Genomic DNA, 17477 nt, shown 5'->3' with positions numbered 1-17477 from the left:
CCCGCAAAAGCACACCGAAACAAGCGGCAATTACCGCTGATTTCATTTCGACATGCTGTTTGTTATCTGCAGGAAAAATTACGCATCTTCCCAACTCCAATCGTTTATTTTGTTTTATTATATCAGAAATATAGGATACCGTCAATTATCCGGTTGATACATAACATGCACTTTGATATACCAAATATTATTGTACTTAACGATTTTTTCAGCCAAGTTACTTGATATTTTTCTTGACTCTGTGCATTTAAACTGGTATATTAATGGAAAAAGGGGGGCTGAAAATGAGTATTGGCAGCCGCATTAAAGAGGTCCGTTTGAGTCTGCAGCTTACACAGGAAGAACTGGCAGGCAAAGTCGGCGTTACGAAAAGCGCTATAGCCAACTATGAAAACCAGGTGAGCGTGCCGAAACTGGAAATTCTGCTCAGGCTGATGTCCGTTCTGAACTGCGACGCAAACTTCCTCTATCAGGATGAACTGCCCCTGATTCCCCCCGAGGTTACCCCGGAAGAGCTCAAGCAGATCAAAAGATATCGTACTCTGGATGAGCACGGCAAAGAGATCATCGACTTTCTGCTTAAGAAAGAGTGCGAGCGCTGCCAGTGCCATACAGCTGTGCCGTTTCCCCAGCCGGAAGGCCAGGATTCCGAAAACTGGAAGCAGTTTGTCGGCATGCAGATTGCCGCAAGAGGCGGCCTGAAAGTCACAGATGAAACAGAAGCGCGCTGGCTGGCAAAGGTTTATGAAAATCTGGCAAAACCGGAACTGAACGTTACAAAAAAGGATGACAGGGAGGACTAGGCTTGCGTGCCGGTGAAATTACGAAAGCAGCCTGGAAACTGCTGGCCGATGAACAAATTACATGCTTGCCTGTGCGCCCGTCTCAAATAGCGCGTACCCATCAGATTGCAATCCATCTCTATGAAACATTTGCCCACAGCGCGCAATGCAGTATGGATGAGGTGGTGCAACGTTATGGACCGGATGGATTTACCGTTCGGTATCCCGGCGCGCAATACCTGATTTTCTATAACCACGGCAATCCCCAGCGCGCCCGCTGGACGATCATGCACGAACTGGCGCATGTTTTTTTGGGGCACATCCATCAGGGCGAGCCCGTTCTCTGCCCGAACGTGCGCCACCGTGATTTTTACGATGTGCAGGCGGACAATTTCACCGCGCGGGTGCTCTGCCCCAATGTGGTGGCGCATTTCTGCGGGGTCCGGTCCGCGCAGGAACTGCGAAAGCTGACCGACCTATCTACGCAGGCGAGCGAAAACTGCTGGAAAGACCTCTGCGCACGGCGGCTGGAAAATGATTTTCTGACCGACCCCGGCGAGGAGGCAGTTTATCAGAACTTTCGCCCGTTCATCAGCGCTTACTGCGCGGGCAAGACGATAGAAGATGCTTCTGTGGAACTCCCGCCCGGCGTTCGAAGCAGCTATCGTTTATAGCATAAGATCAGTCCCCGCATAAACTTGGTTGTTTATGCGGGGACTTTTCCTTTTCTGAAAGCGTATTTATGCGGCGGCAGTTTGTTCTGTCAACGGGGTCAGCTTTGCAAGCGTCTCCGCAACCTCCCGGCAGCTCATGACCTTGTCCGGCTCAAACCGTCCGTCAATCAGGGGGAAAACGCCGTTGTCCACAAGGGTCTGAATAATTCTGGGCTTCTCGCACCGGTCAAGGTCGCCGATTGCGATGTGCTGATCCTTTGCCTCAAATTCATAGAGGATAAACACCGCTTTCGCAAGCATCTCTCTTGTTACCGGGGCGTCGGGCCGGAAATACTGCTTTTCGCCGTCGGCCTCCCAGCCGACCGCTCCGGAAACCGCGGCGGTTTCGATGAAATCAAAGTCCTGATCCTGCCAGGTGACATCCTCAAACAAGCCATAGATATGCCCGGCATGCTCCTGCGTGTAATATTTGGAGGAGGAGGGCACATAAACCGGCAGGTGTGCCGCGCGCACCAAAAGGTTCGCCAGGCCGCGTTTCGTTGCCGGGGTATCGGTCTGATACTGTACCAGACTGTCCATCTGTTCGGGATAAAGGTAACGCGCCAGCTCCCGCACGCCTTTGTCGAAACGGAAAGTAGGGGAGGATATCAGCTTCTCATTGATGACATAGACGCGGCTGTCCTTCACCGCCTTAATGGTATCGAATCCGGGACGGATCGTGATGGAATGCAGGTCTCCTCCCGCATTCATCGCGCCGCGCTGGGAGACGTAAACGTCGATATCGTCGGCAAGCGCAAGGATTCTTTCCGCGCCGAACGCCGCAATGGTTCCACCTTCGCTGATGGGCTGGACATCCGGTGCCGCGTTTTCCCCGCCCGCCATTTTAATCGCCAGCCCCGGCATGGAATCCGGCGTTACAGTGCGCAGGTTGACTTCTGTGGATTCAAAAAACACCGTCTGTTTTTCCGCAATCCCGGCTGTCATATCTGAAATTGCGTTCAGGTTCGCATGGAATTGCGCCAGTTTTTCTTTAGCGGTGTCTTCCGCTCCCGTAAGCATGGCAAGTTTCTCGATATAGCCGTCAAAGCCCTCAAACGTTTCCGGATAGAGGGAGACCACCGTCAGCCCGGCGTTTTCCAGCGCCTTAACAAAATCAGGCACCTTGCGCGTGATAAACGGGCGGATCAGCACACAGTCAGGGTCCGCCGCAATTATTTTTTCAGGATCAGCGTCATAGTCATAGTGATCCAAAAAAGCGGCTTCTGGAGGATAGGTTGAGGTGTCCTGCGCACCGATAATCTTGTCTCCGGCGCCCAGAGAATAGAGGTTTTCCGTATGCGCCGAGTAAAGGGATATGATCCGTTCACAGGGCTTTTCCAGCGCAATTTGCCGTCCGTCATCGTCCGTAAAGGAAATCTTCGCATTCTGAACAGGCGAAGACGGCGATTCAGAGGGCCTCGGCTGGTTTGACTGCCCGCACCCGGAAAATATTCCCGCCACCAGCAGGGCAGATAAGAGGTAAGCGGCAAGCTTTTTCATCGTTTACTTTGTTTCCTCGCTTTTAATGGCTTCCGCGACATGGGCGACGTAGATATCGCGGATGCTCTGATATTCTCCCAGCCCTTTCAGCACCGGTTCCACTTCGTAACCTTCCGATTTGAAGACCGTTTTCCAGGAGCCCTCCTCGTCCCCCGCCATGTCGTTATTGGCATGGTCGCCCGCGACAACCATCAGCGGGGTCAGAATAACTTTCTTGACTCCCAGTTCCTTCACGTCTTTGACCGTTGTTTCAAGGTCCGGGAATCCCTCCACCGTACCTACCAAAATGTTCGGATTATTATGGCTGAAATAATAGGCAAGCGCCGCATAGGTGTTGTTCGCAAAGTGCTCGGTACCGTGCCCCATCAGCACCAGCGCGGTGTCGTCTGGAACAGTGAACTCCTGATTGATCGCGGCTACGACATCCCGGTAGTCCTGTGTGGAGGAAAGAAGCGGCTCACCGAATTTCAGTGTTTCAAAATGATCTGCGTAAGCATTGACTTCTTTGACCATATCGTCATATTCAAGGCCATGCATCACATGGGTAGGCTGGCAGATCAGCGTGCCGACACCCTCGTCAATCAATCGTTCCATAGCCTGCTTGACATTGTCGATCTCCAGATTGTCGCGGCTTTTCAACTTATCGATGATAATCTGGCTCGTGAATGCGCGCCGTACCTGATACTCTGGAAACGCGCTTGCAATCTCTTTTTCAATCGCTCCGATGGTTGCCTCACGGGAATCGTTGTAGCTGGTGCCGAAGGAAACCACCAAAATTGCTTTCTTGTCCGGATCGCCTTTTTTCACCTCAGTCTGCTCTGCCGGAGTGCCTTCCGGCTGCGATTCTGCCGGCAAGGAAGAGGATGCAATCTCCGAAGAGGCGGACTCCGCGGATTCAGACCCCGCTGAAGAGGAAGATTCAGGTGCTGCGCCGCCGCAAGCGGACAGGATTGATACACACAAGGTCGAAGCCATCAAAATATTCAATAATCGTTTCATTTTTGTTCTCCTTTATATTCCAGATGTTCATTTATCTGATCGCGGATGAAAAAGCCCTTGTCACCAAGCACTTCAGCCTCCACACCAAATACATTTGCAAAAAATGTAGGGGTCATCACTTCCTGAGGGGCTCCGCACGCCGCGACCCGCCCTTCTTTGAGCGCGATCATATAATCGCTGTACCGATAGGCCGATGCCAGGTCATGGTTAATCGCCACCACGGTTAAATTTGTGCGGGCAATCCGTTCACGCAGATATCCGGTCAGCTGAATTTTAACCCGGATATCGAAATCAGACATTGCTTCGTCCAAAAACAAAATACGCGGGTTTTGCACCAAGGCGCGCGCCAGAATCACCCGCTGAAACTCTCCGCCGCTGACTTGGGTCACCGGCTGGTCACAAAGCGTCCAGGTATTCGTCTGTTCCATTACGTCACGGACAGTTTCCATTTGTTCCGCTGTCGGCGGGCTGAATCTGGAGCGCTGGGGATGAAGCCCGAATACCACCATTTCCAGGCAGGAAAACGGAAACTGGTTCTCCTCCTGCTGGCGCACGATTGCGAACTGTCTCGCACGCAGGGGAAGCGCCATACGCACCACATCTTTTCCCTGATAAAGCACTTTCCCGCTTTCGCAGGAGCGCGCGCCGCTGAGCAGATGAAGCAGCGTGGATTTCCCGCTGCCGTTCGGCCCCACCAGTGAGACATAAGCACCCTGCGGAATGCGCGCGCTGATCTGATGCAGCACCTGCCGCCCGCCGTAGGAGAAATTCACATCGCAGGCCTCCAGGATCCAGTTTTCCATGTCAGCCCCTCCCATTGGAATGCCTCAAATAGACAAAGATAAAAAACGGGCCGCCCAGCAGGGTTGTGAGCACGCCCACCGGGATTTCACCGGTGGAAAACACCCGCGTAGCGCTGTCGGCCAGGAGCAGCAGAAGCCCCCCCGTCAGGGCCGAAAGCGGCAAAAGCACGCGGTTGTCGCTGGTGATCCAAAACCGCAGGATATGCGGGACCACCAGCCCCACAAAGCCGATCACCCCGCTGACTGCCACACAGGCCGCGGTCATACAGGAACCGAGGATCAGATAAAAAAGCCTCGTCCTTTTGACGGGGACACCCAGTGAAAGTGCCGTCTCGTCTCCCATGGTCAGAACATTCAGATCGTCTGCAAACCAGAAGGCAAGGATACATCCCGCCAGAACCATCGGCACAACCGTCCAGACATCGGTCCATGTGTTTGCGGAAAAACTTCCCATCAGCCAGAATACGATTGCGGAGACATTCTCACCCGACAGCATTTTTAAAAAACTGATTCCGGACGAAAAAATGGAGGACACAATGATTCCCGAAATAATCAGGCTCGAGGAAAGCATTCCGCCGCCTTTCTGGGCGATCAGGATCACGATGGCAAGTGTGAGAAACGCAAATAAAAATGCCGACGGCACGGCCGGAATCTGAACGCCGTAGGCGAGCCCAAGATAAATGACAAGCGATACGCCAAATGCCGCGCCCGTTGACACCCCCAACGTATAAGGGTCGGCAAGGGGATTGCGCAGGAGCGACTGAAAGATCGTCCCGCCGGCCGCCAGCCCCATCCCTACAAACAGGGCACACAGGATGCGCGGGAGCCGGATATTCCAAACGACAGCGATTTCATTCGGGCGGTAGGTTTCAAGCAGAGCCCTGTTTCCTGTCAGTTTGCCCCAAAGAATTCCCATGGTTTTCGCCATTCCAAGTTCCATGGCGCCCATTCCCAACAGGAGAAGCACCGACACAGCAATCGCGGCAGCAACAGCCATACCCGCCAACAGATGCTTTCTTCTTTTTCCGGCAAGTATGTCCGCGATTTGTCCATCCATTTTTCCCACAGCCTTTCAGGCAATAAAAAATCCCGCTTTCAAAAAAGCAGGATACCAATAAAAACACAATAATATCAACAGGCAAATCCGCTGAACGATTGTGGTTATTTATGGCAAGCAGCTTTTTCACCGAAAGTCTCTCACACAGGGGCAAAAGCCGGTCTTCTGACTCAGACGCTCCGGACTGCGGCCTTCCCGGGAACCCTCCCAGTGGCAGTAAAACAGCCCTTCCTCACGTCTTTACAGCAGCGGCGACTGTGCGGGAATTTCACCCGGCTTCCCAATTCGCTGATGCCCCTTTATTCAGTTGTTTTTCATATGGTACCATGTTTTGCAGATGATTGCAAGCCGTTTGGCGGATATTTCGGAAACATTATAAGTCGGTAGGCACCGCCGTGGTACGTTTTTCGATCCCGACCACTACGCAGGTCTGCACATCGCTGACCGCCGGGTGGTTCATCAGCGAATCCACAATAAAGCTGTAATAGCTTTTCACATCCTTCGCCACAATTTTGAGCAGGTAGTCATGCGGGCCGGTGATGGTATAACACTCCTGAATCTGCGGATACTGAGAAATGACGTCGAGAAAACTCTGCATTGTTTCGCGGTTGAGCGGAGTCAAATCTACCAGTGCAAAAACCAACGTTTCCATTCCCAGCTTCTGCTCATCCACAATGGTGGTAAACTGCCGGATGATCCCCTGCTCCCGCAGATTTTTTGTCCGCGAGAGGCAGGCAGACGGGGAAAGCCCGATTTTTTTGGACAATTCGAGATTGGAAATCGAAGCGTCCTCCTGCAGGGTGTTCAAAATTGCTTTGTCAAACTGATCCAGCACAATATTCATGGAATGCACGTCCTTTTCCATATTACCGCATTAAATGGCTAACAAATACTATTATAAAGAATTTAATTTGGTATGTCAAGGGAAAACACGTATTTTTGATTGACACGTGTCGGAAAGTGTCTTATAATATTGGTTATCGTCAATTTGAGGAAATTTTATTTAGGGGTTGTGTTTATGGGGAAAACAGATTCCCGCGGCACCTTTTCCGGCAGAATCGGATATGTCCTGGCAGTGGCCGGTTCCGCTGTCGGGCTGGGCAACATCTGGAGGTTTCCGTATCTTGCGGCAAAATACGGGGGCGGCATTTTCTTACTGGTCTATATCGTTTTAGCGGTTACTTTCGGATTCGCGCTGATTCTTTCGGAAACGGCACTTGGCCGAATGACCCGTAAAAGCCCGATCGGTGCATTTCAGACATTCGGAAAAACCCGGCTGCAGTTCGGCGGCTGGATCAATGCCATTGTACCGATGATTATTGTACCTTATTACTGTGTCATCGGCGGCTGGGTAGCAAAATACCTGTTTGAATATTTGCGCGGACAAGCTGTCCCGCTTGCGTCGGACAACTATTTTACAGGGTTCATCAGCAGCGCGGGGGAGCCGGTGTTCTGGTTTTTCCTATTTGTTCTGGCTACCTTTATTGTCGTCCTGAGCGGTGTGGAAAAAGGCATCGAAAAAGTCAGTAAAATCATGATGCCCATTCTTGTGGTGCTCGCCGTTTTTATTGCCGGCTATTCCGTCACCCGTCCGGGCGCGATGGAAGGCGTCGCCTATTATCTGATTCCTGATTTCTCCAAATTTTCCTTTATGACTGTGATAGCCGCAATGGGGCAGCTGTTTTACTCGCTGTCCATTGCAATGGGGATTCTGTTTACCTACGGCTCTTATATGAAAAAGGACGTCGATATCGAGCAGGCGACCGGCCAGATTGAGCTGTTCGACACCGCAATCGCGTTTCTTGCCGGCCTGATGATTATCCCCGCCGTCTTTGCATTTTCCGGGGGAGACCAGTCCAAGCTGCAGGCCGGGCCGTCACTGATGTTCATTACCATCCCGAAGGTTTTTGAAAGCATGGGTATGGGAAATCTCGTCGGGGTCATCTTCTTCCTGCTGGTGCTGTTTGCGGCATTGACCTCGTCTATCTCCCTGATGGAAACCTGCGTATCCACCATACAGGATCAAACCGGATGGAGCCGCAGAAAAAGCGGTATCATCGTCGGGCTGGAGATGTTGGCAGTCGGGATTCCGTGTTCGCTTGGCTTTGGACTCTGGGATTTTATTCAGCCTCTGGGGATGTCCATTCTCGATTTCTGCGATTTCCTCAGCAATTCCGTATTAATGCCGGTTGCGGGGCTCTGCACCTGCCTGTTCATTGTCAAGGTAGTCGGATTTCCAAGACTGTCGGAAGAAATCCGGCTCTCTTCTAAATTTAAACGCGAGAAGGCATACAAGCTCTGCATACAATATTTAGCGCCTATCTGTCTGGTGATTATTTTCATCAGCTCAGTGCTGAGCGCATTCGGTTTTATAAAATTTTAACTGCTTATAAAAGTACTACGATCAAAAGCCCTCCAAAATCTGACAGGTTTTGGAGGGCTTTTGTTAGGAACAATGGATAGAAGGGGGGATTTGTGTGCTGACTTTGCATCGCAAGAAAAGGCTGATCAATTTCGGTATGGTAACGCTTGGCTGTGTGCTGTTCGCACTTTCCTTTGACCTGTTCCTCGACCCATCCCGCATCGCGCCGGGGGGCGTTTCCGGTCTCGCAATGGTGGTAAAATATCTGACGGGGCTGCCGATCGGCGTAGGGATTCTCTTAATGAACATTCCTCTGCAACTTACCGCTTTTTTAAAGCTAGGAAAGCGGTTTATTCTTTATACGGCCTATGCAACGGCACTTTCTTCCATCCTGATCGACCTGTGGGCATTTCTGCCGGCCTTCACAAACGATCTGCTACTGGCCTCGATCTACGGCGGGCTCCTGATGGGGGCCGGAATGGGAATGGTCTTTGCGGGCGGCGCGACTACCGGCGGAAGCGATGTCATCAGCCGGCTGGTCCGCCTGCGCTACCCGCATGTCCGGCTGGGGAAAATCATCCTGCTGGTAGACTGCGGGATTGTCGCGATTTCCGCAACGGTTTTCCAGGATATCAACCGGGCGCTTTATGCCGCGATCTCCCTCTACGTCAGTTCACTGGTGATTGACATGATCATGAACGGGTTTGATTATGCCACCATGATCTACATTATATCCGATTTTTCATCGGAAATTGCCGCAAAAATTCAGGATAAGCTGGAACGCGGCGTTACCTATCTGAACGGGCAGGGGGCTTATGAAGGCGCACCTAAGAAGGTCATTCTCTGCACCGTCAAGCGCAACGAATCAGCCACTCTTTATAACATTGTACATGAAATTGACCCCAATGCATTTTTAATTGCGTCAGAAGCACACCAGGTTTTCGGCTATGGCTTTTCACCCTATCAAAAAAGCGACTGACCGAATCTTTCAAATCAGCTTAAAATGGGCAAGCGCTTTGGCTACGCCGTCGTTTGCAACGCTGTCGGTGATATAGCCCGCCGCCTTACCCATCCGGGGAGAATGCTGCGCCATGGCGATTCCGGTTCCTGCCGCGCGCATCATTTCAAGATCGTTGTCGCTGTCCCCGATGGCATAGGCGTTTTCCGGTGAAATTTCAAGCCGCGCAAGAAACTGCAGCAGGCCGGTTCCTTTGTTCACACCTCTGCGGGAAACATCACAGCTGGTAAAAAGCGAATGCCGGTCAAACACAAATTCTCCGCCAAACGCCTGCTCCAGCTGGATCTGCTGGCTTTCGTCGTCATAAGCTGTCATGATCTTATTTGCTTTCCAGTTTTGCATCTGTTCAATCGGATGGAATTTTTCCGTACAAATATCAAACCGATTCAAAAATCCTTCAAAAACATCACTGAACGCCCGGAAATAGCAGGCATCCTGCCCTTCGAGTGCATAGGAGATTTTCAGCCGTTCGCAGGTTTCCATCAGGGAACAGGCAATTTCCTGATCAATGATTTCATTGAACAGAACGGTGTCTCCCATTTTTGCGTACGCTCCATTGGTCGTAATCCATCCGTCAAACGGAAGTTCTTGGGCATTATCGGGAAGATAGGAAAGCGGGCGTCCGGTGCAAAGAACCGCCAGATACCCGTTCTTTCTTAATTTGCTGATTGCAGCTTTCGTTGCGCTTGTTGGTGCGGGAACCCCCTGCGCCTTATCCACCAGGGTTCCATCATAGTCAAAAAACACTGCTCCGCGCCGCATGCATGTATCCCCTTTGTTTCAAGATTCTGTTATAGTATATCAAGTATAGCACAGATCTTTCCAATCGGCAAAAATTGTCGCAAGAAGGGGACCATTTTGATCGCCGTCATTTGACAAAATACGCGCCGGAAGATAAGATGAAATCCATAAGCTGCTATTTCATGGAAACCGGGGGAGGGAAGAAGATGAAAATCCTTGTGACAGGCGGCGCTGGGTTTATCGGGGGGAATTTTGTTCATTATCTACTGCGGGAGCATCCGAAGGAACAGGTCGTTTGTCTGGACAAGCTCACCTATGCCGGAAACCTGAAAACACTGGAAGATGCGCGGGCAAATCCCTATTTCACATTTATAAAAGGGGATATCACCGACACGGAAACCATCGACCGTGTATTCAAACAGGAACGTCCCGACGTTGTCGTCAATTTCGCGGCGGAAAGCCATGTCGACCGCTCCATCCGAGATCCTCAGTTGTTTTTGCGGACAAATGTCATCGGAACAGGGGTCCTGCTGGATGCCTGCCGAAAATACGGTATCGCGCGGTTCCATCATATTTCAACCGATGAGGTCTACGGGGATTTGCCGCTTGACCGGCCGGAGCTTTCCTTCAGTGAAACGTCTCCGCTCCACCCATCCAGCCCCTATTCCGCTTCCAAAGCGTCCGCCGACCTGCTTGTGCTGGCCTATCACCGTACGTTTGGCGTTCCGGTATCCATTTCCCGCTGTTCCAACAATTACGGCCCCTACCAGCATCCCGAAAAACTGATTCCGCTGACCATCCGGCATGCGCTGGAAGACCGCCCGATTCCCGTTTACGGAACGGGGAAGAATATACGCGACTGGATTTTTGTGGAAGATCACTGCGCGGCTGTCGATTTGATCCTTCGACGCAGGAAAGTTGGGGAACTCTATAATATCGGCGGGCACCAGGAACGATCCAATCTGTCTGTGATCAAAACAATATTGGAGATTCTCGGAAAACCCGAAAGCCTGATACAATTTGTTGCCGACCGTCCCGGGCATGACCGGCGGTATGCCATTCACCCGGGGAAACTTAAAGATGATTTTGGCTGGCGTCCGGCTGTGCGGTTTGAGGAGGGAATCAGCCGAACAATTGCGTGGTATGTAAACCACCGGTCGTGGTGGAAAGCGGAAAATCCCTGATTTGCGGCAAGCCCACACGTTCCCCACACATGATAATGGTACTTTATTGGATAATCGGCATGGGAGGGAACAGATTATGACTTGCAAAAAGATAACCGCATTCGTAGCGGCGGTTTTCCTGCTTATCGGAAATGCCATATCGGCACATGCGCTTGAAGGAGAATTCACGCTGAAAAGAGCCTGGTACCGGGATTCTGTCTCCTCCGGCAAAGCGGACGGCTTTAAAGACAATACGATTACCGTAAAGCCGGGGAGCACCCTATATTTTGATGTCAATGAATTTCTGGAGGGACTGCGCACAGAAAACGAGGGGACACCCTATTACCTTGCGGAGCTGCCCTATGTATTTGACGAAGATGAGGAAGAAGCGCCGTATACTGATTACCTGCCTCTTCCCGCGGGGAGCTATCTGACAGACCGCTCCTTTTTTCAGGTCTCCACACAGCGCATAGCGAATACACAGGCAGTCTCCAAGGTTTCACTCCAGAAAAACAGTACAGCCGCCGACGGCATCCACCGCAATCTGGTCGCGGTATCGCTTGCCGATTCCGCCAAAGGCAGCACCAAACTGCGGCTTGGATTCCGTGCTGTAAAAACCATTTATACCGACCGTGATGGGGAAGATATCCTTTGCGATGCGGGGGACACGTTTTATACCACCATTGTGATTCGTATTCAAAAGGAAGGGAATCCCCGCGCCCGATGAGTAAAACGGGTGAGAAATTTACAAGTCCCCGCCCGTCATTTAGAACAAGGAATTTTCCAAACATTTGGAAAGTAGGCCATTTGTCAGACGTGGGGATATATGGTATAATAGGGGAATGGGGTGATAAGCAATGAATGAACAGGAATTATTGCAAGCAATCGGAAAAATGCTCGATCAACGTTTACAATCAATTCAGCAAGATATATCGACTATGAAGCAAGATATGTCCAGTATGAAGCAGGATATAAGAGATAACCGAATATTGATAGAAAATAATGTTATGCGCGATATTCACTTAATTGCGGAACAGCATGCAGACATTATTGAAAGACTGAATGCAATCGCGGATTATGGTGAAACAAAAGGGCGTGTGTCAACGCTTGAACATGTAGTACAGTCCCATTCAGAAGATATAAAAGAATTGCAGAAAAGAATAGGCTAATAAAGGAATCGCGCCGAAAGGCGCGAATTTTTTTGCCGGTCACAGGTTAAGCTGGTAGTAATCGGCGGCGGAAGCAGCTATATACCGGAACTGATGGAGGGCTTCATTAAGCGCTGCGAGGAATTACCGGTGTCGGAAATTTGGCTGGCAGATATTGAGGAAGGCAAAGAGCGGGTGGAGATCATTCGAGCGCTTTCCCAGCGAATGTGGGACGCTGTTTCATATCCTGTTAAAATTTGTTCTACAATTAATCGGGGAGAAGCGCTGAAGGGAACTGATTTCGTAGTAACGCAGTTTCGCGTGGGACAACTTTGGGACAGTTTAAAAGCAGCATATTATAAAATGGGAGACTATAATTATAGTCTTGACAACTGCTATTATTGGGTTATAATGGAAATATAGACTATAGTCATCGTCTGACGGAGGGAAAATTATGAAACCAGATATCCGCCTAAACAATTCCGAACTAAAAATCATGAATATCCTATGGGAGCGCGGGGTGCTTAGCGCGAAGGAGGTGTCCTTAGAGGCCGCCGCGCGTCACAGCTGGAATAAGAACACGACCTATACCATCCTGAAAGGGTTGGTGGAGAAGGAGTATATCCGCCGCGATGAACCGAATTTTACCTGCTCGCCGCTGCTCTCGATTGACAATGTGCGCCAATGGGAAACGCGCGGTTTGATTGACCGGCTGTTCGGCGGTTCTCCGGGCACTTTTATCAGCACCTTTTTTGAGCAGGAAAACCTGACCGATGAAGAGCTTTCGGAAATCCGCAAAATGATTGACGAGGGGGAGCAGAAATGAAAAGGCTGTTTGCTGTTTTTCTGCTTTTCTCACTTTTGTGTGCCTGTGCGCAGGCCGTACACGAAGCTCCGTTTCCGGAAAGCGCACCGGATCTGTCTGTGAGTAAGGAAGAGCCCTCGGCCGTTTCTGAAACGGTGTCTTCTGCCGTGCCGAAAGAAGAAATCCCATCCGAATCTTCTTTTGTATCGCAGACGTCTTCCGCAGCGAATACCGTATCCACGCCGCTGCCCCAGGCGACTGCCCAATACGGGCTTTCATGGTGGGAAGAGGCATTTGCACTTGACAGCTTGGGAAATACGATGAAAATTGTTGAATCCGCGAGACTTTATCGCTATTCCGATCAGGTAAGTGTTACTGTAACAAGCGCGTTGAGCCCCGAGGCGGACCCGGATTCCATATCCTATTTCCCGGGCCAGAAGTTTTATAATTTTTCTTATCTGAGCGCGCTTGCGCCGGAGGAGTCGGAGGACATCGGGGAACCGCTTTCCGACCTGTCCGTACTGGAAATTGTGCTCGATTCGGACATCAAATACACCTATAAACTGTATGAGCGCGGTTTGGAGGCATCCAAACTGCCGCCCGGGCCTGGAATGGACGCGGTTGCCGGAGAGTACGGAGAAAACAAACGGCTTGCCGTCGATTCACAGGCTTATCAGACGCTTCTGTCCTCCCTGCGGGCGCGTTTAAAGGAGGGAAGGTGGTCATCTTCCTGGCTGGCGGTCATGAGAAAGTCAAACACAGAGAGGGTAACGGTCGCCTCTTCAGATGGCCGGTATTCGGCGGAATATGACCGGGAAAGCAATTGGTTTGATCTGGTCGTTTCCTCCATGCGGAGGATTTCTGTAAAACCGGAAACATGCAGGCGCGTCGCGGCGGATAAAACCCTAAAAGACGCGGCGCATGTGCAGATCGACTTTTTTAACGGCATTCAATATGACATTTGGCATGATGGGAAAACGGTTCTTGTGGTGTCGAGCGATATGGATTATGCGCTGAAATATGAAGCGGATAGCAAGTATGAACTGGAAGAACTGGACGGCATGGCGCAGGAGCGGATCAATCCGCCGACAGCCAAACCGGTCATCTACCTATATCCGCCAAAACCAGTCGATGTTTCCGTTAAAGTGCATTATAAGGGAAATTTTACTTATACCTATCCTGCCTATCGGGACGGCTGGAACGTGACAGCCTATCCGGATGGCCGCCTTGTCAACAAGGCAGACGGTAGTGAACATTACTATCTCTTCTGGGAAGGGGACGCCTTTGTAGACTGGAAGTTTGACGAAGGATTTGTCGTCCGCGGAAGCGACACGGAACAGTTTCTCGTTGAAAAGCTTTCCTATATGGGACTTTCACCGCGCGAATACAATGACTTTATTGTTTATTGGCTTCCTGAATTGCAGCAAAACGCGTACAATTTCATCACTTTCTCAACAGAACAATATGAGGCGCTTGCGCCGCTCGAAATTTCCCCTCGTCCGGACAGCATCCTCCGGGTGCATATGGTTTATAAAAAGTTGGGTCAGCCAGCGCGGATAAAACCGCAGGTGTTGGAACCATTCGAACGCAGAGGGTTCACGGTGGTAGAATGGGGCGGCAGTCGCGCGTGACATCAGGGAGGAAGCAATGAACGAATTATTTTTGCGGGTCGTCAATATGTCTTTGACCGCTTCGGTGATCGGGCTGGCAGTATTTTTGTTCCGCGCCGTTGGGAAACGTAGATTGTCTCGCTGGGTATTTTACGCGGCTTGGGGATTGGTGTTGGCACGGCTGCTACTGCCCGTTTCGGTTCCCTCGCCGATAAGTGCGTTCAACGCGATTCCCGCCGCCCACCCGCGGACAGCACAGCAAAGTGGAGAAATGGTGTTTGTTAAGGACAACGGGGCGGAGATCAACTTTCCAACGCTGCAAACGCGCCCTGCTGAGGTGTCTTCTCCCGCCTTGGAAGCAGACGAACCGGCCGTTCAGGTACCTGCCGGACAACCGGCAGCGGTCGTCGCGCCCGCCAGAATTCCTATGGTCACCATCCTGTCTACCATCTGGCTGTGTGGAATGGTGCTGCTGCTTGCTTACAGCGCGGGATGTTACTGTTATACGCTGCACAGGCTCAAAGCGGCCGAGCATATGGCTCATACGCCTGGACTGGACGCAGTATTTACAAAAGCTGGCATCATCCCTGCATGCGTTGCCCTTTACCGCAGTGGGCTATTTGACAGCCCGGTCGTCTGTGGATTGCTGCGCCCCAGGCTGGTGCTCTCCGGGCTGGTGGGAGAAGCGGATATGGCGCATGTGCTGGCGCATGAGCTGACCCACATTCGCCGCCGCGACAATCTCTGGAAAGCGCTGGCGACGCTGGCGCTTTACGTGCACTGGTTCAATCCGCTGATATGGCTTTTTTATCATTTTTATGTAATCGATATGGAGGCTTCCTGCGATGAGGCAGTCATCCGCGGGGGCTTCGACCGCAGAGAATACGCCTACTCGCTGGTTGGCATGGCTTCGAAAAACCGGAGCGCTTTTGCGGGCGGATTTCTCGCATTTGGAGAGAGCGCGCTCAAGGAGAGGGTGAAATCGATTATGCAGATCAAAAAGAATACGGTGGTCGTCTCGATTATCTGCATCGCGGTGCTTGCGGGACTGGCGATCGTGTTCCTTACCAATCCGCAGAATCCCCCGGGGGTGCTTAAATTGCTGGATTCGCTCGATTCCGGCAAGCTGACACAGGTGAAGGCGGAACTTTCGGACGGCGAAGAAACGTATCTGCCGGAGGAGCTTTTCCGGCAGGCGGTGGACGCTATTCAAATGCTTGAGCCTTTTGAGGAATCGCCGGGGGATACTGATTATGATAAAAACTGTGCGCTCCGCTTTGAAAAGGCCGACGGGAACTTGCTTACGCTGGAATATTACCGCGCCGCCCATGATACAAATGACAGGATATGGATTTGGGAAAATAACGGTGCACAGGAGAGCTTCGCTGTAAGGCCGGAGAAGGCCTCGCTTTTGATCAGCCTGATATCTGAAGCGTCTAAGTGGGCACCGGAGCAGTCAGTCAGTTCCCAGGCTACTGCTCCGGAATCCTCTTCTCAAGTCGCATCCTCTGCCCCCGCACAGCCGCCTTCCGTACCGGCCGCGCAAGCCCCCGCCGCATCGGCTTCCGAGCTGGAGATTGCCCGCACGGCGCTCAAAGGGCTGCGTCTGCAGGATGTGACGGATGTTTTTGTCGGACGGGACGCGCCGAACAGCCAACTGGGAACCGATACGCCGAAAGAGGACTGGGAAGCGATGGTATACGCCGTTCAAAACGCAAAGTTTTTACAGACCGAGGGGTACGATGTTTCTTATGAACCGGAATACGACATCGTTTTCCGCAGGGCCGGCAAACATGACCTAATCGTGACCTTCAATACGAGGAGCATCACTGTTTCGGAAGAAAGCGGCGAGCCTGTCCAGCAGCACTACCGCTATACATTTGAGCCGGATATCGACTCTTTTAAACCTCTGGCGGATTTGTGCGAACATGCCCTCGGTAATTCCGACCGTTACCTGTGGACGCAGGGCACGGTTCTGCGCCAGAACAACCCCGATTATCTGCGCATCCCCTATACGAATGTCGACTGCGTCAACCTGATCGACCGCGAAAGCCGCACGAGTATCCGGCTTGACCCGGCGACTGCCGAACGCGTGGTGCTGGCGATCAACATGGTGGACCCGCTGGAAACCAAGGTACAGCCGGAAATGAAAAATCTGCGGATGCTTCAAGTTCGTTATAAAGATGGTAAAAAAGCAGAATACTGGATGCATTCCAATGTATTCATGTATCAGGATGTCCAGCTGGGTACCGTTGACCGGGACTGGCACACAGGAATCGCCGCTCTTTATTTTAATAGTGGGTTACCGGATTCCAGAGAGATGCAGGGCGGGGAAGCAGGGCTCGTTTCAGCCGAATGGCTTGGAATGATGAATCCCTACCGCATTACCGCAATGGAGATCGGCGGGGAAGCGCAAATGCGGAAATATAGCGCGGCGGCAGGCGAAGAACAGCGTGACGTGATTTTGCAGGCGGCGCGGAAATTGCAGAAGCTTTCGGTAGATCCGCATTCGGTTTCCAGCGGCGGCAAGCAAAAAATCCTGTCGGCGACGGAGAGCCCCTCGCTGCGTATCTCGCTAGAGTTTGAAAACGGGAAGGAACAGTATACGGTCTACTTTTTTGAAGATGCCTACCTAAGAATTTCAGTGGGTTCCATTGATTATTATCTCGGATACCGGGCAGAGCCGGTGAGCGCTTATCAAGAGCTTTTGAATGAATTGCAGTTCTATTCCGTTGAGCCGAAATATAATCCCATGACCGCACCGGACCGGCCATAA

Annotated in this window: 16 protein-coding genes, 1 pseudogene and 1 riboswitch; of the genes and pseudogenes, 11 read left to right on the top strand and 6 right to left on the bottom strand. The window is 51.5% G+C overall.

Going from position 1 to position 17477, the window contains the following annotated elements; genetic code table 11:
* Positions 1-284: 284 nt before the first annotated feature.
* Together C1A10_RS00945 and C1A10_RS00940 are read left to right on the top strand one after the other, a co-directional pair.
* Entirely contained in the window at positions 285-803 is a 519-nt protein-coding gene (locus C1A10_RS00945; protein ID WP_180950929.1) for a helix-turn-helix domain-containing protein, read from the top strand.
* A gap of 2 nt (positions 804-805) precedes the next feature.
* Complete coding sequence (locus C1A10_RS00940; RefSeq protein WP_101908438.1) at positions 806-1456, top strand: ImmA/IrrE family metallo-endopeptidase; 651 nt, start codon at positions 806-808, stop codon at positions 1454-1456.
* 66 nt (positions 1457-1522) lie between these two features.
* Here the strand turns inward: C1A10_RS00940 and C1A10_RS00935 are convergent, their stop codons facing one another.
* The 5 genes from C1A10_RS00935 to C1A10_RS00915 form a co-directional block, all read right to left on the bottom strand.
* Positions 1523-2995 (bottom strand): ABC transporter substrate-binding protein, encoded by a 1473-nt coding sequence (locus C1A10_RS00935; RefSeq protein ID WP_101908437.1) that lies wholly within the window; start codon positions 2993-2995, stop codon positions 1523-1525.
* A gap of 3 nt (positions 2996-2998) precedes the next feature.
* Positions 2999-3994, bottom strand: coding sequence for a sirohydrochlorin cobaltochelatase (locus tag C1A10_RS00930; RefSeq protein WP_242968797.1), 996 nt, complete (start codon positions 3992-3994; stop codon positions 2999-3001).
* Positions 3991-4797: an ABC transporter ATP-binding protein gene (locus C1A10_RS00925; protein WP_180950928.1), complete on the bottom strand. Its 807-nt coding sequence runs from the start codon at positions 4795-4797 to the stop codon at positions 3991-3993. Before C1A10_RS00925 ends, C1A10_RS00930 begins: the two co-directional genes overlap by 4 nt.
* A gap of 1 nt (position 4798) precedes the next feature.
* The gene (locus C1A10_RS00920; protein WP_207654705.1) at positions 4799-5854 is read right to left on the bottom strand and encodes a FecCD family ABC transporter permease; all 1056 of its coding nucleotides are present in this window, start codon (positions 5852-5854) and stop codon (positions 4799-4801) included.
* 138 nt (positions 5855-5992) lie between these two features.
* Positions 5993-6162, bottom strand: a riboswitch (cobalamin riboswitch).
* A 65-nt stretch (positions 6163-6227) separates the two neighbouring features.
* Positions 6228-6698, bottom strand: a complete 471-nt coding sequence (locus tag C1A10_RS00915; protein WP_101908465.1) for an Lrp/AsnC family transcriptional regulator — start codon at positions 6696-6698, stop codon at positions 6228-6230.
* Positions 6699-6872: 174 nt separating this feature from the next.
* Here C1A10_RS00915 and C1A10_RS00910 point away from each other — a divergent pair, with 174 nt between their 5' ends.
* Positions 6873-8237, top strand: coding sequence for a sodium-dependent transporter (locus C1A10_RS00910; protein ID WP_101908435.1), 1365 nt, complete (start codon positions 6873-6875; stop codon positions 8235-8237).
* Between the two features lie 94 nt (positions 8238-8331).
* Positions 8332-9195 (top strand): YitT family protein, encoded by an 864-nt coding sequence (locus C1A10_RS00905; protein ID WP_101908434.1) that lies wholly within the window; start codon positions 8332-8334, stop codon positions 9193-9195.
* A gap of 9 nt (positions 9196-9204) precedes the next feature.
* Here the strand turns inward: C1A10_RS00905 and C1A10_RS00900 are convergent, their stop codons facing one another.
* Entirely contained in the window at positions 9205-9996 is a 792-nt protein-coding gene (locus tag C1A10_RS00900; RefSeq protein ID WP_101908433.1) for an HAD family hydrolase, read from the bottom strand.
* A 185-nt stretch (positions 9997-10181) separates the two neighbouring features.
* Here C1A10_RS00900 and rfbB point away from each other — a divergent pair, with 185 nt between their 5' ends.
* The 7 genes and pseudogenes from rfbB (at position 10182) to C1A10_RS00865 (ending at position 17477) form a co-directional block, all read left to right on the top strand.
* On the top strand, positions 10182-11159 hold the full coding sequence (rfbB, locus tag C1A10_RS00895; RefSeq protein WP_101908464.1) for a dTDP-glucose 4,6-dehydratase: 978 nt from the start codon (positions 10182-10184) through the stop codon (positions 11157-11159).
* Between the two features lie 76 nt (positions 11160-11235).
* Positions 11236-11865 carry a hypothetical protein gene (locus C1A10_RS00890; RefSeq protein ID WP_101908432.1) on the top strand — a complete coding sequence of 210 codons (630 nt, stop codon included), beginning with the start codon at positions 11236-11238 and terminating at the stop codon, positions 11863-11865.
* 130 nt (positions 11866-11995) lie between these two features.
* A complete protein-coding gene (locus C1A10_RS00885) occupies positions 11996-12307 on the top strand; it encodes a hypothetical protein (RefSeq protein WP_101908431.1) in 312 nt (103 codons plus the stop codon).
* Positions 12308-12358: 51 nt separating this feature from the next.
* Positions 12359-12619: pseudogene (locus C1A10_RS00880) on the top strand (family 4 glycosyl hydrolase); the annotation flags it as partial.
* A 121-nt stretch (positions 12620-12740) separates the two neighbouring features.
* Positions 12741-13112: a BlaI/MecI/CopY family transcriptional regulator gene (locus C1A10_RS00875; protein WP_101908429.1), complete on the top strand. Its 372-nt coding sequence runs from the start codon at positions 12741-12743 to the stop codon at positions 13110-13112.
* A complete protein-coding gene (locus C1A10_RS18670; RefSeq protein WP_242968796.1) occupies positions 13109-14722 on the top strand; it encodes a hypothetical protein in 1614 nt (537 codons plus the stop codon). Before C1A10_RS00875 ends, C1A10_RS18670 begins: the two co-directional genes overlap by 4 nt.
* Before the next feature lie 16 nt (positions 14723-14738).
* Positions 14739-17477, top strand: a complete 2739-nt coding sequence (locus C1A10_RS00865) for a M56 family metallopeptidase (RefSeq protein ID WP_101908428.1) — start codon at positions 14739-14741, stop codon at positions 17475-17477.

The sequence above is a fragment of the Marasmitruncus massiliensis genome, assembly GCF_900186535.1.
GTDB classification, from domain to species: domain Bacteria; phylum Bacillota; class Clostridia; order Oscillospirales; family Ruminococcaceae; genus Anaerotruncus; species Anaerotruncus massiliensis_A.
Note: the sequence above shows the minus strand (reverse complement) of the source record. Positions and strands in the feature narration are given on the sequence as shown.